The following is a 21,708-nucleotide window of genomic DNA, read 5'->3' on the forward strand; positions in this document are numbered from 1 at the left end:
TTCAGACGGCGGGACTGGGCTCCTGCCTTCGCAGGAGCACGTCGCACCAGAATCAGAAACGGCCCCGCTGGGGGGCCGTCCCTTCTATAGCAGGCTTACTTACGCAGGCCCAGCTTGCCGATAAGGTCGGTATAACGCGACCCATCTTTTTTCTTCAGATAGTCCAGCAGCGAACGACGCTTGTTGACCAGCATCAGCAGGCCGCGACGGCTGTGGTTATCCTTGTGGTGACCCTTGAAATGCTCGGTCAGGTTGGAAATGCGCTCCGAAAGGATTGCAACCTGAACTTCCGGCGAACCGGTGTCGCCTTCGGCGCGGGCATGTTCCTTGATCAGCGCTTCCTTGCGCTCTGCAGTAATCGACATCGGCTTCCTTTCATTTTAGAGATTAAAGCCGCGCACCACCCGGATTTCCGGGCCACTGGCTTCGACCAGCGCGACGGGCGTTTGCCCCTCCATCGCCAGCATCAGGCCGGTATGCGGTTTCCCCACAAGCACCTTCCCCTGTCGGAGAGCCAATGCATCATGGGGAGAGACTGCAAGAGCCGGGATGTCGTCCAGCCCTGCGGTCAACGGCAGCATGCACTGCGCGATGCCGCCGCCCCTAGCAGCTTCGTCCAATTTGTCCAGAGAAATTGCCGATTCCAGGGTGAACGGGCCTGCCTTCACCCGGCGCAGCATGGTCACATGACCCAGGGTGCCGAGGGCGGTGGCGATGTCGCGCGCGAGGGAGCGGATATAGGTGCCCTTGGACACATGGGCGCGCAGGGTGATTTCTTCCAGCTTGTCCTCAGGCTCGGTCGGGGAAGGTTGAAGGGTCAGGGCGCGGATCGTGACGCTGCGCGTCTTCATCTCCACATCCTGCCCTGCCCGCGCCAGATCATAAGCGCGCTGCCCATCGATCAGGATCGCGGAATAGGCTGGCGGGGCCTGGTCGATGGGACCGGTGAAGTGCGGCAGGACCGCCTCGACCTGCGCCAGCGTTGGCCGGTGATCGCTGTGCGCGATAACCTGTCCTTCAAGATCCAGCGTGTCCGTCTGCGCGCCGAAGCGGCAGGTGAAATCATAGATTTTATCACTGTCGAGCATTCGCCCGGCGAGCTTCGTCGCTTCCCCGATCGCAATGGGCAGGACGCCGGTCGCCAGCGGATCGAGCGTGCCGCCATGGCCGACCTTGACCTTGCCCGCGCCACCCAGAACTTCCCCATTACGCCGCAGCGCGCGCTTTATCGCGCTCACCGCCTGCGTCGAACCCAGCCCGTGCGGCTTATCGAGAATGATCCAGCCGTGCATGGGATCGACGCGGACGTCAGTCCTCGCCGTCCGGCTGCTCAAGATCCTGCGCCACCTTGGGATCGCGCAGCAGCTTGTCGATATGGCTGCCCTCGTCAAAACTCTCATCGGCGAGGAATTTGAGCTTTGCCGCATATTTGAGGCGGACGCGATTCGCCACTTCGCGCTGGAGATAGGCGGTGTTGGTGCGCAGCGCCTTCAGCACCGCTTCCTCATCCTGACCCAGCAGCGATTTCACAAATACGGTCGCGTGACGCAGGTCAGGGGACATGCGCACTTCGGTAATGCTGACCACATGCTGGGTGAGAACATCGTCATGCACGTCGCCGCGCTGAAGAATCTCGGACAGGATGTGGCGCACCTGTTCGCCGACGCGGAGCAGGCGGACAGAGGGGCCTTCGGATGGTTGGACCATAAACCAAAACTCCCCCCTCCCGCAGGTGGGAGGGGCCGGGGGTGGGCGCGATTGCGTTAGCAATCGCTCAGGAGCCGGGTCGGAAGCTCGCCTTGCTCGCGCCCACCCCTGACCCCTCCCGCTTGCGGGAGGGGGACTTTATCGGATCACAGCGTACGGGCGCGTTCTTCGACCTCGAACAGTTCCAGCGTATCGCCAGCCTTGATGTCGTTGGTGTCCTGAAGAACAGCACCGCATTCCATGCCAGCGCGGACTTCGGACACATCGTCCTTGAAGCGACGGAGCGAGGCGATGTTGGTGCGCGACACAATGACATCGTCGCGGGTAAGGCGCGCGGCCAGCCCCTTGCGGATGATGCCGTCGAGGACGAGCAGACCAGCCGCCTTGTCCTTCTTGCCCGCGGGGAACACCTGAAGCACTTCGGCGCGACCGACGATGGTTTCGATCCGTTCGGGGGCCAGCTGACCCGCCATTTCGCCGCGAACTTCCTCAAGAAGGTCATAGATCACGTCATAATAGCGCAGCGAGATTTTCTCGCGCTCCGCCAGTTGACGCGCCTTGGCGTTGGGACGGACGTTGAACCCGATCAGCGGCGCGCGGCTGGCAGCGGCCAGCGTAACGTCGCTTTCGGTGATCGCGCCCACACCCGAATGCAGGATGCGGACCTTGATCTCGTCAGTGGAGATGCGGTTGAGTGATGTCACGATCGCTTCGACCGAACCCTGCACATCGCCCTTCACCACGACCGGATATTCAATGACGCTCGTATTGAGTGCCGAGAACATATGTTCGAAGCTGGTGGGCGCGGTGGTGGTGCGCTTCTTGGTCGCCTGTTCCTGACGATAGGCGGCGACTTCGCGGGCACGGGCTTCGTTTTCGACGACCGTGAGCTGATCGCCAGCGCGGGGAACGCCGGAAAGCCCCAGCACCTCGACCGGCGTGGAAGGCCCTGCGGTCTTCACATTCTGGCCCTTGTCATTGACGAGCGCACGCACCTTGCCGCTTTCGGCGCCGATGACGAACGTGTCACCGACCTTGAGCACGCCCTTGCGCACCAGCACGGTCGCGACAGCGCCGCGGCCCTTGTCGAGCTGCGCCTCGATCACATTGCCTTCGGCGGCGCGATCGGGGTTGGCGGTCAGTTCCATGACTTCGGCCTGGAGCAGGATCTTTTCGATCAGTTCGTCCAGACCCGTTTTCTTGAGCGCTGAAACCTGCACGTCCTGCACTTCGCCGCCCATATCTTCGACAACGATTTCATGTTCCAGCAGACGCTCGCGCACCTTCTGCGGATTGGCTTCCGGCTTGTCGCACTTGTTGATCGCGACGATCATCGGCACGCCCGCCGCCTTGGTATGGTTGATCGCCTCGATCGTCTGCGGCATCAGCCCGTCATCGGCCGCCACCACCAGGATGACGATGTCGGTGACGTTCGCGCCACGCGCACGCATTTCGGAAAAGGCTTCATGGCCCGGCGTGTCGAGGAAGGTGATCACTTCACCACCCTTGGTCGTCACCTGATAGGCGCCGATATGCTGGGTGATGCCGCCGCTTTCGCCCGCGACCACATCGGTTCCGCGCAGCGCATCGAGCAGCGAGGTCTTGCCATGGTCGACATGGCCCATGATGGTCACGACCGGCGCACGCTGCTGGAGCGTTTCGGGCGCGTCAACGTCGCCTTCAATGCCGATTTCGACGTCGGCATCGGACACGCGCTGAATGCGGTGGCCGAATTCTTCGACCAGCAGTTCCGCCGTATCCTGATCGATCGGCTGGTTGAGTGTGACCGCCGTGCCCATCTTGAACAGGGATTTCACCAGATCCGCGCCCTTTTCGGCCATGCGGTTGGCGAGTTCCTGCACCGTGATGCTTTCAGGCACGACAACATCGCGCACTTGTTTGTCGCGCTGCTGCGCGCCACCGGCATAATGAGCGCGACGTTCCTTTTCGCGGGCGCGCTTCAGCGCGGCGAGCGAACGGGCGCGCGCGCTGTCATCGTCCGCGAGCGCGCGGGTAACAGTCAGCTTGCCTGACTGACGGCGATTGTCATCGCCCCGCTTGGCGCGATCCGGCTTGGCCGGTTCAGGGCGCTTGACCGGCGTTACCGGGGTAAAGCGGCGCGGCGGCGGAGTCGTGGCGGCAGGAGCAGCGCTGGGCGCTTCCGATGCCGGGGCAGCGGCCTTTGCCTCTTCAGCCGGAGCGGTCGCGGGTTCAGGCGCGGGCGCTGCGGGTGGCGGCGCCTTGCTTTCTTCGTCGGCCTGACGGGCGGATTCGCTCTCAGCCGCTTCGGCAGCGAGTCGATTTTCCTCGGTCCGGCGCTTTTGTTCTTCGGTGGCGGCGATGCGCTGCGCGCTTTCGCGGCGTCGCGCTTCTTCCAGCGCGTTCATGCGGGCTTCCTCTGCCTCACGCAGCAGCTTGGCCTGCAATTCCTGACGCGACATCAGGCTTTGCGGCGCCGCACGTGCAGGAGCAGCGGGCTGCGGCGCGCGCGCCTGAGGCTGCGGAGGCGGCGGAGCGGCCGCTGCCGGTTCAGGCGTGGGATCAGGCTGAGGCGCAGCCGTCGGAGCGCCAGCTTCGCCCGGCTTGCCCAGAATGCGGCGCCGCTTCACCTCGACCACGACCGTATTCTTGCGGCCATGGCTGAACTGCTGCTGCACCTGGCCGGATTCAACGGTCCGCTTGATGCCCAGAGGCTTGCGGCCCAGAACCGGCTTGTCTTCCTTGCTGTCACTCATACGACTGAACTGTACCCTTCACTTACACCCGACCGGCAAGACCCGTCGGCGCCTTCATTCCACGCTCTTCAGGCGCCCAGCGCACCGGCGGAGTCTTGCTCCCCATGCACTGGCGCCCCGGTAACGCAACCCAGATAGCTTTCCAAGCGGCCTAGCGCCGCACGCAGACGCGACGCGGCACGCGAGTCGGTCACTGCGATATGGACGACATTATCTCGCCCCATTGCCATAGATAGGGCCTGTCGGTCCACAGGCAAGACAATACCGGACAAATCCGTCCCTTCCGCTTCCCGTCCGACCCGATAGGCCTGGTCCAGCTTGCGGTTGCCATCGGCGGCGGCATCGCTGGCGTGGAGCAGCAGTGTGACGATGCCCTTGCGACAGGCGACGTCGATCTTTTCAGACCCGGTGAGCAGCATGGACGCCTTTGCTTCCAGTCCCAACCGGTCCATCAGCGCCTTGCGCAACCCATCCTCTATCAGGGCGGGCAGGTTTTCAGTGATTTGCAGGTCGCCGGTCTTGAACGCGCGGGCCAGTGCGCCCTTGAGCTTGCCCTTGGCGACCGCCTGTTCAAGTTCAGCGCGCGAAACGCCAACCCAGGCGCCCCGGCCAGGAGCCTTCGCGCGGATGTCGGGCAGCACCTGACCTTCCGGTCCAAAAGCCAGGCGGATCAGCGTTTCTGGATCAGCGCGATCGCCGGACAGGATGCATTTGCGTTCGGTCATGCCGCGTTCTCCCCAGGAAGCGTCTTGTTCCTGCGCAGGCAGGAACCCAGTTCCACGCTTTCGGGAAGATGCGAGGCCGGGACTGGGCTCCTGCCTGCGCAGGAGCACATTCCATGACTGATGATGTCGGAGCTTAGCCTATCATCGGGAAGTGACCGCGGCATTGGCGTCCTCCCCTATAGCTGGCCCAGATACAGGCGCATCCGCGCGGTCGGCGATCAGGACGCCGCCCGATCCGTAATTTTCCGTCGAAACCTCGGAAATCACCACTTGCACGGCAGCAGGCGACTTCCCCAGCCGCTCGACGAGCGACTGGGTGACGTCGGCAACGATTGCTGCCTTCTGCTCACGGGTGGCATTTCCGGCCAGACGGATGTCGACAAAGGGCATGAGTGTTTTAGGCTTCCTCGCCTTCGAACCAGTGGGCGCGGGCGGCCATGATCGTATCATTGCCCTGTTCTTCAGTCAGGCCATATTCGGCGAGAATTCCGCCCTTGTCCTCTGTCGTTTCGCTGCGGCGGCGGCGCTGGTCGACGCGCTTCTTCGCGATCAGTTCATCGGTGGCGAGATCAGCCAGATCGTCCAGCGTCTTCACGCCCGCCTTGCCCAGCGTCACCAGCATGGCTTCGGTGAGGTGCGGCATTTCAGCCAGCGCGTCTTCGACGCCCAGAGCGCGGCGTTCTTCACGGGCAGCAGCTTCGCGGCGGTCCAGCGCTTCCTGCGCGCGGTTCTGCAATTCGGCGGCGAGATCGTCGTCGAACCCTTCGATCGACGCCAGTTCGTCGATGCTGACATAGGCGACTTCTTCCAGCTCACCAAAGCCTTCGGCCACGAGCAGCTGCGAGAGCGTTTCGTCAACGTCCAGTTCGTTCTGGAACAATTCGGAACGGCTGACGAATTCCTTCTGGCGCTTTTCGCTGGCGTCAGCCTCGGTCATGATGTCGATGGCCTTGCCGGTCAACTGGCTAGCCAGACGGACATTCTGGCCGCGACGGCCAATAGCGAGCGACAGCTGATCGTCGGGAACGACGACTTCGATGCGCTCTTCCTCTTCGTCGATGACAACGCGGGCGACCTGAGCAGGCTGCAGCGCGTTGACGACGAAGGTCGCGGTGTCTTCCGACCAGGGGATGATGTCGATCTTTTCGCCCTGCATTTCCTGCACGACGGCCTGAACGCGGCTGCCCTTCATGCCGACGCAGGCGCCAACAGGATCGATGGAGCCGTCACGGCTGATGACGCCGATCTTGGCGCGGCTACCCGGATCGCGGGCGGCGGCCTTGATTTCGATCACGCCGTCGTAAATTTCGGGCACTTCCTGCGCGAACAGCTTCTTCATGAATTCGGGATGCGCGCGCGACAGGAAAATCTGCGGCCCGCGATTTTCGCGGCGCACGTTCAGGATGACCGAACGGATACGGTCGCCGACGCGGACGACTTCACGCGGGATCTGCTGGTCGCGGCGGATCACGCCTTCGGCGCGACCGAGGTTCACGACGACATGGCCGAATTCGACGGACTTGACGACGCCGGTGATGATTTCACCCACGCGGTCCTTGAATTCTTCATGCTGGCGCTCACGCTCGGCGTCGCGGACCTTCTGGAAGATCACCTGCTTGGCGGACTGGGCGTCGATGCGACCAAGGTCGATCGGGGGCAGCGGGTCGACGATGAAGTCGCCGACAACGGCGTCCTTCTTCAGCTTTTGCGCCTGCTTGAGGTCCACCTGCTTGAAATAGTCATCGACGGCTTCAACCACTTCGACGACGCGCCACAGACGCAGGTCGCCGCTTTCGGGGTCCAGCTTGGCGCGGATGTCGTTTTCCGCACCGTAGCGCGCGCGGGCGGCGCGCTGAATCGCGTCTTCCATCGCCTCGATAACGATCGCTTTATCGATCATCTTTTCGGTGGCGACGCTGTTCGCGATGGCGAGCAGCTCGGCCTTGTTGGCGGAAATGGCGTTGGCCATGGTCGTGAACCCTTACTCTTCGGTTTCGAACTCGTCCGCCCCATCGGAGGAGAGCGGCATGCTAGCAGAAATCAGCGCGTCGGTCAGTATCAGCTTGGCATCGCCGACCAGCGCGAAGGGGATGGCGACATCCCCGGCCTTGTTATCATGGAACTGGATGTCATCGCCTTCGACGCCGTTCAGCGATCCGCGAAAACTCTTGCGTCCCGAAACGATCTCAGTCGTGGAAATCTTTGCCTCATGCCCCGCCCATTCCATGAAATCATGCAGGCGGGTAAGCGGCCGATCGATGCCAGGCGAGCTGACTTCCAGACGATAGGCTTCCTCGATCGGATCGACTTCATCCAGCAAATCGGACAAGCGGCGCGAAATGGTGGCGCAATCCTCGATCACGAGCTGCTTTGTATCCGGCCGTTCGGCCATGATCTGCAGCGTGTGTTCGTCACCGGACCCGAACAGCTTTACGCGCACGAGGTCGAAGCCCAAGGCCTTAACCTCCGGTTCGATCAGCGCGGTCAGTTCGGCGATGTCCGCCATGCAGTCTCCAACAAAATATGTGCGCTTCCCGCGCCGCAGGCGTTCCCGCCCGCGACCCTGACATGTTTGACGATGTAAGGAAGCAAGCGCGATATAGGCAGGATGCGATAAGGCTGCAACATTATTCGTGCGCGGGGATTTGGAACAGGTGGGGCGCCCAGTCGGAGCGGGTTGCGCTTGTCAAAGCCCCAATATCCCGTGCCCGGAAGCAGCGCCCTGAACAAGCCCAGGGCGAATGGAGGTTGGAATGAATCGCGCCCTGATGACCGCCCTGCCCCTGATCCTGATGGCTTGTTCCTCCCAGAACGCCACAAGCCAGAACAGCGCCGCCCCGGCAGGCAAGCCGTTCAAGACATCGATCATCGCCGATTTCGATTCGCCCTGGGCCATGACGTTCCTGCCCGATGGCCGCTCATTGATCACGGAAAAGGCCGGTGAGATGATCCTTTTCGACCCCAGGAACGGGACGAAGATTCCGGTGGCGGGCATTCCCACGGTGGATAGCGCGGGACAGGGTGCGTTGATGGACGTGGTCCTGCACCCACAATTCGCGCAGAACAGGATGGTCTATTTCAGCTTTTCCGAAAGCGGCGCGGGGGGCAAGGGCGTCGCGCTGGCCACGGGCAGGTTCAACAAGGCGAGCGACGGGACGACGACACTGGACGGGGTCAAAACCATCTTCCGCGCCACGCCCTATGTCGATGGCGACGGCCATTATTCGGGGCGGATCGCTTTTTCACCCGACGGCCGATACCTGTTCTTCACCAATGGCGAGCGCCAGAAGTTCGACCCGGCGCAGGACCCCAAGGCGACATTGGGCAAGGTGCTGCGCCTGAACCTGGACGGCACGCCCGCAGCGGGCAATCCGCTGGCGGCCAAAGGCTTTCATCCGGCGGTCTGGTCCTATGGCCATCGCAACCTGTTGGGCATCGCGTTCGACAAGGGCGGGCGGCTGTGGGAACAGGAAATGGGCCCCAAGGGCGGAGATGAGGTGAACCTGATCAAGCCGGGCCTTAACTATGGCTATCCCAAGGCGTCGAATGGCGACCATTATGATGGCAAGCCGATCCCGGATCACAGCCCGCATGACGGATTCGAAGCGCCGAAACTGTTCTGGACACCCGTCATTTCGCCCGCGGGGCTGCTCTATTATTCAGGGGAGCTTTTCCCGCAGTGGAAGGATTCGCTGTTCATCGGCGGGCTGTCGGGCAAGGCGCTGGTCCGCGTGAAGCTGGACGGGGAAAATGCATCGAAAGCTGATCAGTGGGACATGGGCGCGAGGATTCGGGAGGTAGAGCAAGGCCCCGATGGCGCGCTGTGGCTGCTGGAAGATGGCGGGCGGGGATCGCAGGGAAGGCTGTTGAAGCTGACGCCTGCGGGTTGAGGGAAAGAAAAGGCTAGAGCCTGATCCGATCAGACTGGTTCGGATCAGGCCCCTTTTATCTTTAGTTTTCCGCATTTTCCGAGCCAGCAGATGATGCCATCTGCTTCGAAAATGCTCTAGCGTGCTCCTGCGCAGGCAGGAGCCCGGGTCATACGGCGGGACTGGGCTCCTGCCTGCGCAGGAACACGTAATCCTCTTATTTTGGCGCTACACCAACCGGCTCTGCTTGACCGCTGCTTCGATGAAGCTCGCGAACAATGGATGGGGGTCGAAGGGTTTCGACTTCAGTTCCGGGTGGAATTGCACGCCGACGAACCAGGGATGATCCGGCCGCTCGACGATTTCGGGGAGCGTGCCATCGGGCGACATGCCTGAAAAGATCAGGCCGCCTTTTTCAAGGCGCTCGCGGTAACCCGCGTTCACTTCGTAGCGATGGCGGTGGCGTTCGCTGATTTCGTTCGCGCCGTAAATGCCCGCGACGACGCTGTTGCCGGTCAGTTGCGCGGGATAAGCGCCCAGCCGCATCGTGCCGCCCAGATCGGTTTCAGCCGTGCGCTTCTGCAACCCTTCCTTACCCATCCATTCAGTGATGAGGCCGACGACAGGTTCTGACGTTTCGCCAAATTCGGTGGTCGAAGCGTCGGCGATACCGGCTGTGTTCCGCGCGCCTTCGATGCAGGCCATCTGCATGCCAAGGCAGATGCCGAAGAATGGCACATTGCGTTCGCGCGCGAATTTGACGCTCGCGATCTTGCCTTCCGATCCGCGCACGCCAAAGCCGCCGGGGACCAAAATGCCGTGCATCGGTTCAAGGCTGGCGGCGACGTCATCGCCCTTTTCGAACAATTCAGCGTCGATCCACTTGATCTTCACCTTCACCCGGTTGGCAAAGCCGCCATGGGTCAGCGCCTCATAGAGCGACTTATACGCATCCGGCAGGCCGACATATTTGCCGACGACACCGATCGTCACTTCGCCTTCGGGATGCTGTTGCCGGTCCATGATGTCCAGCCAGCGGTCGAGCGAGGGCTGGGGCGCATCCGCGATGCCAAAGGCGCGCAACACTTCGTCGTCCAGCCCTTCCGCATGATATTGGGTCGGGACGGCGTAGATGCTGCTCGCGTCGAGTGCGGGAATGACCGCTTCTGGGCGGACGTTGCAGAACAGGGCGATCTTGCGCCTTTCGCTGTCGGGCAGAGGATGTTCGCAGCGGCACAGCAGGATATCGGGCTGGATGCCAAGCGAGGTCAGTTCGCGGACGCTGTGCTGGGTCGGCTTGGTCTTCAACTCGCCCGCCGCCGCGATGAAGGGCACCAGCGTCACATGGACGAAGATCGACTGGCCGCGATCCAGGTCGTTATGCAGCTGGCGGATCGCTTCCATGAAGGGCAGCGATTCGATGTCGCCGACCGTTCCGCCGATTTCGCACAGCACGAAGTCCAGATCTTCCGTGTCGGCGGTGGCGAATGCCTTGATCTCGTCAGTGACGTGCGGGATGACCTGAACCGTCGCGCCCAGATAATCGCCGCGCCGTTCGCGCTGAATAATCGTCTGATAGACACGGCCCTGCGTCACATTGTCTGACTGCCGCGCGGAAACGCCGGTAAACCGCTCATAATGGCCCAGGTCGAGGTCGGTTTCCGCCCCGTCATCGGTCACATAGACTTCGCCATGCTGATACGGGCTCATCGTGCCCGGATCGACGTTGAGATAGGGGTCGAACTTCCGAATGCGCACACGGAAACCTCGCGCCTGCAGCAGTGCTGCGAGCGATGCGGCCATAAGGCCCTTGCCAAGCGAGGAGACCACGCCGCCGGTGATGAAAATATACCGCGCCATGGGAGAGGAGGCTTAGCCTTTTACAAACAAGTTGGGCAAGCGCGCGAATCCACGCACGAGCAAAAAAAGATCGAAACTGATTCAGGAAGTCAGTTGGCGAGCGGAACTGCGCCGTTCGCGGCCTGGCCATTGCCGGCCGCGCCAGCCGCACCGGCAAGCGGATCGGCACTGCCTGCGGCGGGTGCGGGCGCGGCAGGAGCGACGGGCGCCTGCTTTACCAGTGACGTATCGATATCGGTCTGCGCGTGCTGGACCGACGCGATCACGGCGAGAACGATCGACAGCAGCACGAAGATGGTCGCCAGGATGGTGGTCGAGCGCGTGAGGAAATCCGCCGCGCCGCGCGCCGACATGAAGCCCGCAGGGCTGCCGCCGACGCCCAAACCGCCGCCTTCCGACTTCTGCATCAGGATGACGGTGACGAGCAGGGCGGCCACGATGGCCTGGACAACGAGGATGAAGGTGAACATGCGCCGATATCTGTCCGCAAAAAGAATGTTGCGCAGCCCATAGCGGCGAAGGATCGCCGGGGCAACCGGGGGAGCGCCCTCCCCCACCTATTCATGCCATCGAACGCGCCGAAGCGCCAACAGGCGCGGCTTTTCGGCCCGTTCGATTGCACCAGCCGCGCGGGGTTCAGCCCGCCGCGGCGATCACCGGGCCAAATTTGGCTGCTGTAAGGCTGGCGCCGCCGACCAGCCCGCCATCGACATCGGGAATCGCCATCAGTTCGGCAGCATTGTCGCCATTCATCGAGCCGCCATAAAGGATTCGCATGGCGTCGGATTCCTGCGCGCCGATGCGGCTGGCGAGCGCCGCGCGCAAGGCCGCGTGCATCGATGCCACCGCATCCATCGTCGGAATGCGGCCCGTGCCGATGGCCCAGATCGGTTCATAGGCGATGGCAAGCCAGTCAGCCGCTGCGCCTTCGGGAAGCGACGCGAGCAACTGTTCGCACACTACCGCTTCGGCATTGCCGGCGTCGCGCACGTCCAGGCTTTCACCCACGCACAATATCACTTTCAGCCCAGCCGTCCTGGCTGCCAACGCCTTGGCGGCTACATCCGCATTGCTTTCGCCCTGGTCTTCGCGTCGTTCGCTATGACCGACGATGACATATTCCGCCCCGGCTTCGGCCAGCATGTCCGCCGACAAGCAGCCGGTATGCGCGCCGTTGACGTTCATGTGGCAATCCTGCGCGCCGATGAAGGCCCCACCCTTCCCTTCAGCCGCCGCCATGATCAGGGTGGCGGGCAGGAATATCCCGACTTCCACCCCTGGCCGTTCGGCGGCGATCCGGCCTATCGCCTCAATCTCGGCCAGGTGGCTCTTCATGCCGTTCATCTTCCAGTTGCCGGCAACCAGCTTTCGCCTGCCCATCGATCCGATACCTTCTCTGTAATTATTGCTGCACGTCGCCGGACAAGGGCGCAAAAACCTCTGGCCAGCTGGGCAAGGCGATGAACGGCGCTCCATCATTTGTCCAGCCTCGCAGTCCACGGCGCACTTGCCGCATCGACGATCCGCCCCTAAAGCGGGCCGCCACCAGCCGCAGCTTTCTGGACTTTTCCGTCATGCTTTCATCCTTTCGCCGCTTCATCCATTCGAAATTCGGCGCGGTTTTCGCGCTGCTGTTCCTGGGCGTCATCGCGGCGGCCTTTATCCTGGGCGATATTACGAGCGGCAATTTCGGGTCGTCCGCTGGCGGCGGCGCGACAGTGGCGAAGGCGGGCGGGTCCCGCCTGACGCTGACGGCGTTTCAGGAGCGGGTTCAGCGCGTGTTCGAAAACGCCCGGCGCGCCAACCCTGAGCTTCAGATCACCGAATTTCTGGGCCAGGGCGCGGCCCGCGAGATTTACGATCAGCTTGTCGCGGCCATGACGCTGAAGGAATATGCGCAGGATCAGGGCGTTCATATTTCCAAGCGGCTGGTGGATGCCCAGATCGCGCAGATCCCCGCTTTTCAGGATGCGGCGGGCAATTTCAGCCAGGATAATTTCCGCCAGTTGCTGCAGCGCGAACGCATCACCGAACAGGCGCTGCGCGATGATATCAGCCGCGAGATACTGGAGCGCCAGATGCTGGCGCCTGCTGGCCTTGGCGCGAAGTTGTCCGACAGCCTGGTCCTGCCCTATGCGTCGCTTTTGCTGGAAGCGCGGCAGGGCACGATCGCGGCCATCCCGGCAATGGCGTTCGACGACATCAAGGACCCGACCGAGGCGCAGCTGAACGATTTTTACAAGTCGAACGCGGCGCGCTTCACCATTCCCGAACAGCGCCGCATCCGTTACGCCGTCATCGACGGGCAACGCTTTGCGCAGGCCGCGCAGCCGACGGAACAGGAAATCGCCGCCACCTATAATCAGGACAAGGCCAGTTACGCCGCCAAGGACAGCCGCAGCTTTGAACAGTTGATCCTGCCCACCGAAGCGGGCGCCAAGGCGATTGCGGCGCAGGTAAAGGCGGGCAAATCGCTTGCCGCTGCCGCGCAGGGGGCTGGGCTTGCCGTTTCCACGCTGTCCGATCAGACCCGCCAGGCTTTGGCGTCGGCATCGTCCGCCGCGGTTGCGGACGCCGGCTTCAGCGCGAAACAGGGTGATCTGGTCGGGCCGATCCGCGCGCCTCTGGGCTGGCTGTTGCTGCGGGTGACTGGGGTCAAGACGGTCCCGGCGCGCCCGCTGACGGCGGTGAAGCAGGAGATTGCGGCGACGCTGCGCGACCAGAAGGAAAAGCGCCTGCTGACCGAATTCACGGGCAAGATCGAAGACGAGATCGCCGATGGCGGCAGCTTTGATGAGGTCGTGAAGGACAATGGGCTGAAGCTGGAAACCACGCCATTCCTGCTGGCGACCGGGAAACAGGTCGAAGATCAGGCCTATCAGGCCGCAGCCGACGTCCAGCCCCTGCTCGCCCCGGTATTCCAGATGAGCCAGGATGACGATGCGCAGCTGATCCCGATCACCCCGGACAAGCGTTATGCGCTGGCCGCGCCCGCCGAAATCCGGGCCGCCGCTCCGCCGCCGCTGGCGAAGGTCAAGGATCTGGTCGTGCTTCAGTACAAGCTGGCGCAGGGCAATGAGAAGGCGAAGGCGCTGGCGGAGCAAATCCGTGCGAAGGTCGCCAAGGGCATGAAGCTGGCCGACGCCGTTTCGTCGGCAGGGGTGCGACTGCCCGCGCCCCAGGTCGTGGGCGGCCGCCGCGCCGACATGCTGCGCGACGGACAACGTCCCCCGGCAGAGGTGATGATCCTGTTTTCGATGGCGACCAACAGCGTCAAGACAATGCCGATCGGGCAGGATCGCGGCTACTTCGTCGTGCAGCTGAACGGCATCAAGCGCGGCGACGCGGGCGATCAGCCGGAACTGGTCAACCAGGTGCGCAGCCAGCTGGGCGACGTGGTCGGCCAGGAATATGCGCAGCAGTTCGTCCGGGCCGTCGAAAAGGAACTGAAAGTCGAACGCAGCCCGACGGCGGTCGCCGACGTGCAGCGCGCGCTCGCCAGCACCAACAACGGCGCTCAATAATATGGCAGTGGCGCAGGACGTGCCGGGCGGCGGCATTCACGGCGCGCGCGCGGCGTTGGCCGCTGGCAAGTCCGCGCTGGTGTGGCGCCGTCAGATCGCCGACACAGACACACCCATTTCCGCCGCGCTCAAGCTGTTCGAACCCGACCGGGGCGACTTTCTGCTGGAATCGGTGGAAGGCGGCGCGGTGCGCGGGCGATACAGCCTGATCGGCCTTGCGCCCGACCTGGTGTTCCGCGCCCAGCGGGAAAAGGCGGAAATCAATCGCCACTGGGCGACCGATCGCGATGCCTTTGTTGCTGAACCGGTCGGCGCGCTGGACGCACTGCGCGCGCTGGTCGCCGAATGCCGGGCCGATCTGGACCCGGCATTGCCCGCCGCGCTCGCCTGCCTGGTCGGCTATTTCGGTTATGAGACGGTGGGGCTGGTCGAAAAGCTGCCCCGCCCGTCGCCCAACCCGCTGGACCTGCCCGATATGCTGTTCGTCCGGCCCACGGTCATTCTGGTGTTCGACCGGCTGGCGGACGCGCTGTTTTTGGTCGCTCCGGTGTGGAAGGGCAGCTACCGCGACGCCGATGCAGCGATTGAAGAGGCGCTGGAGCGAATCGATGCGACCGCCGCGCGGCTGGCTGCATCACTGCCTGACGTTCCGCCACCAGCCGCAATCGCCGATGTCGAGGTCACGCCTGTCCTGCAGCCGGGACGTTATGCCGCGATGGTTGAGCGCGCGAAGGACTATATCGTCGCCGGCGACATATTTCAGGTGGTGCTGGCCCAACGCTTCACCAGCCCGTTCACCCTGCCGCCCATCGCACTTTACCGGGCGCTGCGGCGAATCAACCCGTCCCCCTTCCTCTATTATCTCGACCTGCCGGGCTTTGCCCTGATCGGGTCGAGCCCGGAAATATTGGTGCGCGCGCGGGATGGCGAAGTCACCATCCGACCGATTGCGGGCACCCGTCCACGGGGCAAGACCGCTGTCGAGGATGCCGCCAATCGCGAAAGCCTGCTAACCGATCCCAAGGAGCGGGCCGAACATCTGATGCTGCTGGACCTTGGCCGCAACGATGTGGGTCGCGTCGCCGCGGCGGGAACGGTGACGGTCACTGATAGCTATACGGTCGAATTCTACAGTCACGTCATGCACATCGTATCGAATGTCGTGGGGCAGATTGCCCCCGGCAAGGATGCGCTGGACGCCCTGTTTGCGGGCTTCCCCGCTGGAACCGTGTCGGGCGCGCCCAAGGTGCGCGCGTGCGAGATCATCGCCGAACTGGAACCGGAAACGCGCGGAGCCTATGCAGGCGGGGTCGGCTATTTCGGGCCGGATGGCAACATGGACAGTTGCATCGTCCTGCGCACCGCCGTGCTGAAGGACGGCGTCATGCATGTGCAGGCGGGCGCTGGAATTGTCGCGGATTCGACCGCTGACTATGAGCAGCGGGAATGCGAGGCGAAGAGCGGCGCGTTATTGGCCGCTGCGCGGGAAGCGGTGACGCTGGCACGGGAATCGCGGTTTGGCCAGTAAAGCAAAGGGCTTATCGACAGGCCCGCCAGCCGAACGCACCGCGATCCGCCTGATCGAAGTGAAGATGGTCGCGATGTGCGCTATTATAGTCGGGTGACAGCACTGTGGAGAACAGCCCGCATGCGCCATCGCGAACGCTGCGCAGGAATGCAGCGGCGTCCTTGTCCGCACCGGTCCAGTCATTCACCACGCTGATACGCCGTCCATCCTCTAGGGTGAACGCCGCTATATCGATGGCATCGGCGGTCGCATGTTCGCTGAAATCGCCTTCGGACCGGCCATAGAGGCGGCGGCAGCTGAAGGAGCCGAAATGGGATATCGCCCCGACCGGCTGGCCAAGATGGCGCTGGGCGGCTGGCTGAACGACGTGCCATTCCCATAATTTCAACGCTGCGACCACGGGGCAGGATGGCGCGACCGAGGCTGGTGACCAAGCGACGGCGTCTTTGTCGCCTTTCAGCCGCACCGCGTCGCCATATCGGCATTGGCCGCTGCCGGTTGGCGGTATCGCCGTGTAGGCGACCCCGGCCCTGTCCAGAAGCGCGCGGCACTGGTCCGGCGACTGGCCCAATGCCGCAATCTTGCGCCCCGTGAACATGCCGACCGGCTGCGAAAGGTCTAGCCGGGTCCAGGGGAGGTCCTGTGGCCGCTTTTTCAGATAGGCATAGCCGACAAGCAGCAATGACAGGATCGCGCCAGCAAGGACGATCCGGCGGGCGAAGATATGAAAGCGACGCATAGGCTAACCACGCTGAACCCCGCCCAAGGGTTCCGAAGTCACCGGATAGCCGATATTTTCCGGGATGCAGAGATGAGGCTCCCCCGCCCGATCCTCGATCCAGGGTCGCACCATCTCAATCGGGGTCGATGATGCGTGCGCCGCCATGGCGTCAAAGCTGTCGAACAGCGCAAGCCGTTCCAGATTACGTCGGGTCGGAAAGATGATGCGCCCCTGCCCTGCGTCACAACGCGCGATGGTTTCCCGCGCGCCGCTCCAGAACAGCCGAACATTTTCGGTGGCGTCGACCCTTGGTTCCTGATCGCGGGGGGCGCGCACCAGATAGAAGCGAGTGTCAAAAATGCGGGTCACATGTTCTGCCGCCGCCGGGTGCCAGCGGCTGAACGGCACCAGCTGATCCAGCGCGAATTCCAACCCATGGGCTTCGGCGATTGCGGCCAGGCTTTCGCCCCGTGCCAGGGCGGCGCGCATGTCCATGAGTTGCGCCGAGGCTATGGGTGTCCTGAAACCTACCCCCAGGCCGCTTTCTTCCAGGGTTTCGCGGATAGCGGCTATCCGGGCGGCCAGGTCGTCCACATCGCCATCCTTCGCCATCGCAGCCGCCAGCGTACGATCCGCTTCATCGACCGCGCCGCCGGGAAAGACCAGCGCGCCGCCCGCAAAGGCCATGTGTGCCGCCCGTTCCATCATCAGGATGTGAGGCGGCGATGCGGTCATCTCGCGGACGATCACCACGGTTGCCGCGGGGCGGCCTTCACCAACATTTCGAGACATGATTGTCGCCTTAGGTCAGGAATGCACCTGCGGCAAAATATTTGCCATTCATCAGTCGGCGAACAGAGGAAATTTGGTGGAGCCGAGGGGGATCGAACCCCTGACCTCGTCATTGCGAACGACGCGCTCTCCCAGCTGAGCTACGGCCCCAAAGAAGCGCTGGCTATAAGCGAGCGCCCATGGCCTTGCAACGCTATTTTGCGTGCAAATGCCCCCCATTTCTTCCACCCTGCGACATGCTGTTCGCCATCGGAAAATGTCACAAGCGGGAGCGGCAGGCCGGTCATCAGCGCGGATATTACCGACGCGTAACGGCCGGAACGATGCGTCCGACCGCTCATTAATAGCGCAATGGCCCCTTCGGCATCGAAGGAGATTCCAGAACAAAAGGAGAAAGATGATGGGCTATCAAGGCGGACGCCGTTATGGCGAATATGATCGCAACCGAGGCGATTGGGACAGAGGATCGGATCGTTATCGCGGGCAGCGCGAGTGGCAGGATGATCGCAATTCCCGCTACGGTACGCGCGGACAATTTAGCGGCCCGGATCCCCGTCGCAGTCGCGAAGATTACGACCCTGACGAGCGTGGATTTTTTGAGCGGGCGGGCGATGAAGTCCGCAGCTGGTTTGGCGATGAAGAGGCGGAGCGCCGCCGCGAATATGATGAATATTATAATCGCACCTATGGCGATCCGCGCGATGAAAGCAGTCGGATGGGATATGCGTCCGCGTCCCGCAGTAACCAGTATCTGCCCGGTCGCGGCTATGCCCCATATACGGGCGAACGCAGCGGCTATGGCAGCGAAGACCATGGCAACCGCATCCGCGCCTTTGGCCCGTCGCACGATTATGGAGAACATCATGACGCCAACTATCATGCGTGGCGGAAGCAGCGCATCGACGAGTTGGACCGGGACTATACGGAATATCAGCAGGAACATCGCGAACGTTTCAACAATGAGTTCGGCAGCTGGCGGACCAAACGCAGTGAACAGCGGCAGGCGGTCCAGCAAGTGCGCGAACATATGGAAGTCGTGGGCAGCGACGGCGAACATGTCGGCACTGTCGACAAGCTGAGCGGCGATCGCATCATCCTGACAAAGACCGACCAGGATGCGGATGGCATGCATCATTCCATCCCATCGTCCTGGATACGCTCCGTTGATGCCCAAAAGGTGACGATCGAGAAGACGGCTGACGAAGCGCACATGGCATGGCGGACCGAGCGGGAGCAAAATGCGATGTTCGGCGGCCGGGATGACCGTGGCGGATGGGGTAGCCAAGGGTCGAGTTCGAGCAGCTCACAGGGTCAGTCGAACCGTTATCGCTGAGCACTGAACCGATAAAGTGACAGTGGAGGCCCGGTCGCAAGGCTGGGCCTCTCTGCATGTCAGGCGGGCGAATGCGGAGGCGCCTTGCACAGCGGAGGCGCGCGTGGGAAAGCGGCGTCTTCCTTGCGACCGAGGCCCCTCATGCCCACCATATTACTGCTGGTCATTTCCAACCTGTTCATGACCGCAGCGTGGTATTGGCATTTGAAAGGCGGCATGACCAAACCGCTGATGCTGGTCATCCTGATCAGCTGGGCGATCGCATTTGTGGAATATTGTTTCGCGGTGCCTGCAAACCGCATCGGCTTTGCCAGCGGATGGAGCGCGGGGCAGCTCAAAATCGCTCAGGAAGCCATCGCCCTGGTCGTCTTTGGCGGATTCATGGTCATGGTTTTGGGCGAACCATTGCACTGGCGCCACCTTGCCGCCTTTCTGTGCATCATGGCGGCGGTGGGATTTCTGTTCGTTGGGCGGTCTTAAGGGTCAGGCGGCATTCGATCCCTACGGTAGCAGCAGGGAGGAATCCCCGTAGGAATAAAAACGATAGCCCTGGGCGATGGCGTGGGCATAGGCAGCCTGCATCCGATCACGCCCCATCAAGGCACTTACCAGCATGAATAATGTCGATTTGGGCAGGTGGAAATTTGTCATCAGCCCGTCCACGGCGCGAAAGCGGTAACCCGGCGTGATGAAGATCCGCGTTTCGTCAGCAAAGGGGTGGATGCGTCCCTGCTCATCCGCCGCGCTTTCGAGCAGACGCAGGCTGGTCGTGCCGACGGCAATCAAGCGACCGCCCCGCGCGCGGGCCGCGTTCAGCCGGTCGGCCGTATCCTTGTCGATCCGCCCCCATTCCGCATGCATGCGGTGGTCGTCCGTGTCGTCGGCCTTGACCGGAAGGAACGTTCCCGCGCCCACATGCAGGGTGAGCGTTTCCGATCCGATACCAGCCTGGTCCAGCGCAGCCATCAGTTCAGGCGTGAAATGCAGCGCAGCCGTGGGCGCGGCGACGGCGCCATCCTCGCGCGCGAACATGGTCTGGTAATCGCTGCGGTCGCGCGCGTCGGTTGGGCGCTTGCTGGCGATGTAGGGCGGCAATGGCATTTGCCCTGCCCGTTCCAGCAAAAGCTCCACCGGATCTTCGCCTTCGAAGTTGAGGGTGCAGCCGCCTTCATCGTCGCGAGGACCGGCAATGGCGGTAACGCCCGCGCCGAAGTCGATCCGGTCGCCGTCCCGCACCCTTTTGGCGTTGCGCAGAAATGCCTGCCACTGGCGGAGCCCCATACGCTTGTGCAGCGTCGCGCCGACCTTTGCCTGCCCACGCATTCCCTCCAGCTGGGCCGGGATCACTTTCGTATCGTTGAACACCAGCATGTCGCCGGGCCGCAGCATCGATGGCAGATCGCGCACGATCCAGTCCTGGATCGGTGCGTCGCCCGCGACCAGCATCATCCGGGCGGAATCGCGTGGCGCAGCCGGACGGAGCGCGATCGACTCAGGCGGCAGGTGGAAATCGAAAAGATCGACGCGCATGATGAAGCCGCCCGGTGGCGAGTTATTTCCGCTTCGCCGCCTTCTTGCCAGCCGGAGCAACCGACGCCGGGGTGGCGACAGTAGGAGCAGGCGGCGTTGGCAGCGCGGTCACCGGCGGCTTCCCATCGCTTTCGATGGACGCCTGCAAAATGACGGATGGGTTCGCGGGCGGCTCGCCCGGTGTGATCGCATCGACATATTGCATGCCGTCGATGACGCGACCGAACACGGTATATTTCTTGTCCAGTTGCATGCGGGGCAGCAGCACGATGAAGAACTGGCTGTTGGCGCTGTTTTCTTCCTGCGCGCGGGCCATGGAAACGGTGCCACGCAGGTGGGGCATCGGATTGAACTCCGCCGCGATGTCCGGCAGCGTCGATCCGCCCGTGCCATCACCCTTGGGATCGCCCCCTTGCGCCATGAACCCCGGAATCACACGATGGAATTTCAGACCGTCATAAAAGCCCTGGCGCGTCAGCTGCTTGATTCGCTCAACATGGTTGGGCGCGATGTCGGGGCGCAGCTGAATACGCACGCGACCGCCGCTCGACAGATCCAGGTCCCAGATATTCTGCGGATCGGCAGGAACGGTCGCAGGCGGCAGCTTGATGGCGGCGTCCTGCCCCATCGTCTTTGCATTCTGCTCAGCACGCGCGGCGGCTTCAGCCTTTTTGGTCGCATCCGCGCCCTGCCCCGCCTGCGCCAAAGCGGCGCCGCTGGAAGCATAGAGAGCGAAACCGATCGCCACGGTCTTGATCGCCGACGTGAACCGCATGGATAAGCATTCCCTGATATTTGCCCGATAAGGCGATGTGGCCCTGATAACGCGCTCTTCGCGATTGGCAACTGAACGAAGGCTGAGCGCGTCGCTTACTTGCCGTCCTTGCGCCCGACCTCGGCAACCCGCGCGACGACTTCCTCACCGACGCGCGGGCTGACGAATTTGTGGATGGGGCCGCCGTAAAGCGCGATTTCCTTGACCAGGCGCGATGCAATCGGCTGCAGCGACACGTCCGCCATCAGGAAGACAGTCTCCACGCGGGAATTGATCTGCTGGTTCATGCCCGCCATCTGATATTCATATTCGAAATCCGCCACGGCGCGCAGGCCACGGATGATGACGTTGGCGCCCTGCGATTCGGCAAAGTCCATCAGCAGCGAATTAAAGCCGGTCACGACGATCTGCGCATCGACGTCGGCACATTCGCGCCGCACCATTTCCAGACGTTCATCGTCGGAGAACATGGGCGATTTGGAAATGTTGGTGGTGACGCCGATCACCAGCTTGTCCACCAGCTTCGCCCCGCGCCGGATGATGTCCATATGGCCCAGCGTGATCGGATCGAACGTGCCGGGATAGACCCCCACCCTTTGCCTGCTCATC

The 21,708-nt window shown here is 62.8% G+C and carries 22 protein-coding genes and 1 tRNA gene; 5 read left to right on the forward strand and 18 right to left on the reverse strand.

The window, feature by feature from the left end; all coding sequences use genetic code 11:
* Positions 1-95: 95 nt before the first annotated feature.
* The 8 genes from rpsO to rimP form a co-directional block, all read right to left on the reverse strand.
* Positions 96-365, reverse strand: a complete 270-nt coding sequence (gene rpsO / locus ACI3KQ_RS00400) for a 30S ribosomal protein S15 (RefSeq protein WP_167302834.1) — start codon at positions 363-365, stop codon at positions 96-98.
* A 15-nt stretch (positions 366-380) separates the two neighbouring features.
* A complete protein-coding gene (gene truB, locus ACI3KQ_RS00405) occupies positions 381-1,292 on the reverse strand; it encodes a tRNA pseudouridine(55) synthase TruB (RefSeq protein WP_404954062.1) in 912 nt (303 codons plus the stop codon).
* A gap of 16 nt (positions 1,293-1,308) precedes the next feature.
* A complete protein-coding gene (rbfA, locus tag ACI3KQ_RS00410) occupies positions 1,309-1,707 on the reverse strand; it encodes a 30S ribosome-binding factor RbfA (protein WP_404953680.1) in 399 nt (132 codons plus the stop codon).
* Positions 1,708-1,853: 146 nt separating this feature from the next.
* The gene (gene infB, locus ACI3KQ_RS00415) at positions 1,854-4,442 is read right to left on the reverse strand and encodes a translation initiation factor IF-2 (RefSeq protein WP_404953682.1); all 2,589 of its coding nucleotides are present in this window, start codon (positions 4,440-4,442) and stop codon (positions 1,854-1,856) included.
* A gap of 68 nt (positions 4,443-4,510) precedes the next feature.
* Complete coding sequence (locus ACI3KQ_RS00420; protein WP_404953684.1) at positions 4,511-5,167, reverse strand: DUF448 domain-containing protein; 657 nt, start codon at positions 5,165-5,167, stop codon at positions 4,511-4,513.
* 141 nt (positions 5,168-5,308) lie between these two features.
* The gene (locus ACI3KQ_RS00425; protein WP_404953686.1) at positions 5,309-5,557 is read right to left on the reverse strand and encodes a 4-oxalocrotonate tautomerase family protein; all 249 of its coding nucleotides are present in this window, start codon (positions 5,555-5,557) and stop codon (positions 5,309-5,311) included.
* Between the two features lie 7 nt (positions 5,558-5,564).
* Positions 5,565-7,136: a transcription termination factor NusA gene (gene nusA, locus ACI3KQ_RS00430; protein ID WP_404953688.1), complete on the reverse strand. Its 1,572-nt coding sequence runs from the start codon at positions 7,134-7,136 to the stop codon at positions 5,565-5,567.
* A 12-nt stretch (positions 7,137-7,148) separates the two neighbouring features.
* The gene (rimP, locus tag ACI3KQ_RS00435) at positions 7,149-7,673 is read right to left on the reverse strand and encodes a ribosome maturation protein RimP (RefSeq protein ID WP_404953690.1); all 525 of its coding nucleotides are present in this window, start codon (positions 7,671-7,673) and stop codon (positions 7,149-7,151) included.
* A gap of 247 nt (positions 7,674-7,920) precedes the next feature.
* On the opposite strand from rimP, the gene ACI3KQ_RS00440 reads away from it, so the two are divergent.
* Positions 7,921-9,057: a PQQ-dependent sugar dehydrogenase gene (locus ACI3KQ_RS00440; protein WP_404953692.1), complete on the forward strand. Its 1,137-nt coding sequence runs from the start codon at positions 7,921-7,923 to the stop codon at positions 9,055-9,057.
* A gap of 207 nt (positions 9,058-9,264) precedes the next feature.
* Here the strand turns inward: ACI3KQ_RS00440 and ACI3KQ_RS00445 are convergent, their stop codons facing one another.
* The 4 genes from ACI3KQ_RS00445 to ACI3KQ_RS00460 form a co-directional block, all read right to left on the reverse strand.
* Positions 9,265-10,896 (reverse strand): CTP synthase, encoded by a 1,632-nt coding sequence (locus tag ACI3KQ_RS00445; RefSeq protein WP_404953693.1) that lies wholly within the window; start codon positions 10,894-10,896, stop codon positions 9,265-9,267.
* Between the two features lie 89 nt (positions 10,897-10,985).
* The gene (gene secG, locus ACI3KQ_RS00450) at positions 10,986-11,366 is read right to left on the reverse strand and encodes a preprotein translocase subunit SecG (protein ID WP_404953695.1); all 381 of its coding nucleotides are present in this window, start codon (positions 11,364-11,366) and stop codon (positions 10,986-10,988) included.
* A gap of 166 nt (positions 11,367-11,532) precedes the next feature.
* Complete coding sequence (gene tpiA / locus ACI3KQ_RS00455) at positions 11,533-12,276, reverse strand: triose-phosphate isomerase (protein ID WP_404953697.1); 744 nt, start codon at positions 12,274-12,276, stop codon at positions 11,533-11,535.
* Positions 12,277-12,298: 22 nt separating this feature from the next.
* Positions 12,299-12,472 (reverse strand): hypothetical protein, encoded by a 174-nt coding sequence (locus tag ACI3KQ_RS00460; RefSeq protein ID WP_404953699.1) that lies wholly within the window; start codon positions 12,470-12,472, stop codon positions 12,299-12,301.
* Between ACI3KQ_RS00460 and ACI3KQ_RS00465 the strand changes: the two genes are divergently transcribed.
* Together ACI3KQ_RS00465 and trpE are read left to right on the forward strand one after the other, a co-directional pair.
* Positions 12,471-14,420 carry a SurA N-terminal domain-containing protein gene (locus tag ACI3KQ_RS00465; protein ID WP_404953701.1) on the forward strand — a complete coding sequence of 650 codons (1,950 nt, stop codon included), beginning with the start codon at positions 12,471-12,473 and terminating at the stop codon, positions 14,418-14,420. The genes ACI3KQ_RS00460 and ACI3KQ_RS00465 overlap by 2 nt on opposite strands.
* A 1-nt stretch (position 14,421) precedes the next feature.
* Positions 14,422-15,948 carry an anthranilate synthase component I gene (gene trpE, locus ACI3KQ_RS00470; RefSeq protein WP_404953703.1) on the forward strand — a complete coding sequence of 509 codons (1,527 nt, stop codon included), beginning with the start codon at positions 14,422-14,424 and terminating at the stop codon, positions 15,946-15,948.
* A gap of 10 nt (positions 15,949-15,958) precedes the next feature.
* On the opposite strand, the gene ACI3KQ_RS00475 is transcribed toward trpE, so the two are convergent.
* The 3 genes from ACI3KQ_RS00475 to ACI3KQ_RS00485 form a co-directional block, all read right to left on the reverse strand.
* Positions 15,959-16,687, reverse strand: coding sequence for an extensin family protein (locus ACI3KQ_RS00475; RefSeq protein WP_404953705.1), 729 nt, complete (start codon positions 16,685-16,687; stop codon positions 15,959-15,961).
* 3 nt (positions 16,688-16,690) lie between these two features.
* Complete coding sequence (locus tag ACI3KQ_RS00480; protein ID WP_404953707.1) at positions 16,691-17,461, reverse strand: NUDIX hydrolase; 771 nt, start codon at positions 17,459-17,461, stop codon at positions 16,691-16,693.
* Between the two features lie 74 nt (positions 17,462-17,535).
* A tRNA-Ala gene (locus tag ACI3KQ_RS00485) sits at positions 17,536-17,611 on the reverse strand.
* Between the two features lie 250 nt (positions 17,612-17,861).
* Between ACI3KQ_RS00485 and ACI3KQ_RS00490 the strand changes: the two genes are divergently transcribed.
* Both ACI3KQ_RS00490 and ACI3KQ_RS00495 read left to right on the forward strand, forming a co-directional pair.
* Complete coding sequence (locus ACI3KQ_RS00490; RefSeq protein ID WP_404954064.1) at positions 17,862-18,794, forward strand: DUF2171 domain-containing protein; 933 nt, start codon at positions 17,862-17,864, stop codon at positions 18,792-18,794.
* A gap of 141 nt (positions 18,795-18,935) precedes the next feature.
* Positions 18,936-19,274, forward strand: a complete 339-nt coding sequence (locus ACI3KQ_RS00495; protein ID WP_404953709.1) for a DMT family protein — start codon at positions 18,936-18,938, stop codon at positions 19,272-19,274.
* 21 nt (positions 19,275-19,295) lie between these two features.
* On the opposite strand, the gene queA is transcribed toward ACI3KQ_RS00495, so the two are convergent.
* The 3 genes from queA to coaD form a co-directional block, all read right to left on the reverse strand.
* Positions 19,296-20,324 (reverse strand): tRNA preQ1(34) S-adenosylmethionine ribosyltransferase-isomerase QueA, encoded by a 1,029-nt coding sequence (queA, locus tag ACI3KQ_RS00500; RefSeq protein ID WP_404953711.1) that lies wholly within the window; start codon positions 20,322-20,324, stop codon positions 19,296-19,298.
* 22 nt (positions 20,325-20,346) lie between these two features.
* Positions 20,347-21,099, reverse strand: coding sequence for a peptidylprolyl isomerase (locus tag ACI3KQ_RS00505; protein ID WP_404953713.1), 753 nt, complete (start codon positions 21,097-21,099; stop codon positions 20,347-20,349).
* Between the two features lie 95 nt (positions 21,100-21,194).
* The gene (coaD, locus tag ACI3KQ_RS00510; protein ID WP_404953715.1) at positions 21,195-21,707 is read right to left on the reverse strand and encodes a pantetheine-phosphate adenylyltransferase; all 513 of its coding nucleotides are present in this window, start codon (positions 21,705-21,707) and stop codon (positions 21,195-21,197) included.
* Position 21,708 lies beyond the last annotated feature (1 nt).

The sequence above is a fragment of the Sphingobium sp. ZW T5_29 genome, assembly GCF_044987515.1.
Taxonomy (GTDB): domain Bacteria; phylum Pseudomonadota; class Alphaproteobacteria; order Sphingomonadales; family Sphingomonadaceae; genus Sphingobium.

What these genes read in the sequence shown, in the direction of transcription:
- ACI3KQ_RS00495 (WP_404953709.1), top strand. Translation starts at nt 18,936, where the DNA reads ATGCCCACCATATTACTGCTGGTCATTTCCAACCTGTTCATGACCGCA.
- infB (WP_404953682.1), bottom strand. Translation starts at nt 4,442, where the DNA reads ATGAGTGACAGCAAGGAAGACAAGCCGGTTCTGGGCCGCAAGCCTCTG.
- rimP (WP_404953690.1), bottom strand. Translation starts at nt 7,673, where the DNA reads ATGGCGGACATCGCCGAACTGACCGCGCTGATCGAACCGGAGGTTAAG.
- rbfA (WP_404953680.1), bottom strand. Translation starts at nt 1,707, where the DNA reads ATGGTCCAACCATCCGAAGGCCCCTCTGTCCGCCTGCTCCGCGTCGGC.
- tpiA (WP_404953697.1), bottom strand. Translation starts at nt 12,276, where the DNA reads ATGGGCAGGCGAAAGCTGGTTGCCGGCAACTGGAAGATGAACGGCATG.
- secG (WP_404953695.1), bottom strand. Translation starts at nt 11,366, where the DNA reads ATGTTCACCTTCATCCTCGTTGTCCAGGCCATCGTGGCCGCCCTGCTC.
- truB (WP_404954062.1), bottom strand. Translation starts at nt 1,292, where the DNA reads ATGCACGGCTGGATCATTCTCGATAAGCCGCACGGGCTGGGTTCGACG.
- nusA (WP_404953688.1), bottom strand. Translation starts at nt 7,136, where the DNA reads ATGGCCAACGCCATTTCCGCCAACAAGGCCGAGCTGCTCGCCATCGCG.
- ACI3KQ_RS00465 (WP_404953701.1), top strand. Translation starts at nt 12,471, where the DNA reads ATGCTTTCATCCTTTCGCCGCTTCATCCATTCGAAATTCGGCGCGGTT.
- ACI3KQ_RS00475 (WP_404953705.1), bottom strand. Translation starts at nt 16,687, where the DNA reads ATGCGTCGCTTTCATATCTTCGCCCGCCGGATCGTCCTTGCTGGCGCG.
- coaD (WP_404953715.1), bottom strand. Translation starts at nt 21,707, where the DNA reads ATGAGCAGGCAAAGGGTGGGGGTCTATCCCGGCACGTTCGATCCGATC.
- queA (WP_404953711.1), bottom strand. Translation starts at nt 20,324, where the DNA reads ATGCGCGTCGATCTTTTCGATTTCCACCTGCCGCCTGAGTCGATCGCG.
- ACI3KQ_RS00445 (WP_404953693.1), bottom strand. Translation starts at nt 10,896, where the DNA reads ATGGCGCGGTATATTTTCATCACCGGCGGCGTGGTCTCCTCGCTTGGC.
- ACI3KQ_RS00425 (WP_404953686.1), bottom strand. Translation starts at nt 5,557, where the DNA reads ATGCCCTTTGTCGACATCCGTCTGGCCGGAAATGCCACCCGTGAGCAG.
- trpE (WP_404953703.1), top strand. Translation starts at nt 14,422, where the DNA reads ATGGCAGTGGCGCAGGACGTGCCGGGCGGCGGCATTCACGGCGCGCGC.
- ACI3KQ_RS00505 (WP_404953713.1), bottom strand. Translation starts at nt 21,099, where the DNA reads ATGCGGTTCACGTCGGCGATCAAGACCGTGGCGATCGGTTTCGCTCTC.
- ACI3KQ_RS00460 (WP_404953699.1), bottom strand. Translation starts at nt 12,472, where the DNA reads ATGACGGAAAAGTCCAGAAAGCTGCGGCTGGTGGCGGCCCGCTTTAGG.
- rpsO (WP_167302834.1), bottom strand. Translation starts at nt 365, where the DNA reads ATGTCGATTACTGCAGAGCGCAAGGAAGCGCTGATCAAGGAACATGCC.
- ACI3KQ_RS00420 (WP_404953684.1), bottom strand. Translation starts at nt 5,167, where the DNA reads ATGACCGAACGCAAATGCATCCTGTCCGGCGATCGCGCTGATCCAGAA.
- ACI3KQ_RS00480 (WP_404953707.1), bottom strand. Translation starts at nt 17,461, where the DNA reads ATGTCTCGAAATGTTGGTGAAGGCCGCCCCGCGGCAACCGTGGTGATC.
- ACI3KQ_RS00440 (WP_404953692.1), top strand. Translation starts at nt 7,921, where the DNA reads ATGAATCGCGCCCTGATGACCGCCCTGCCCCTGATCCTGATGGCTTGT.
- ACI3KQ_RS00490 (WP_404954064.1), top strand. Translation starts at nt 17,862, where the DNA reads ATGGGCTATCAAGGCGGACGCCGTTATGGCGAATATGATCGCAACCGA.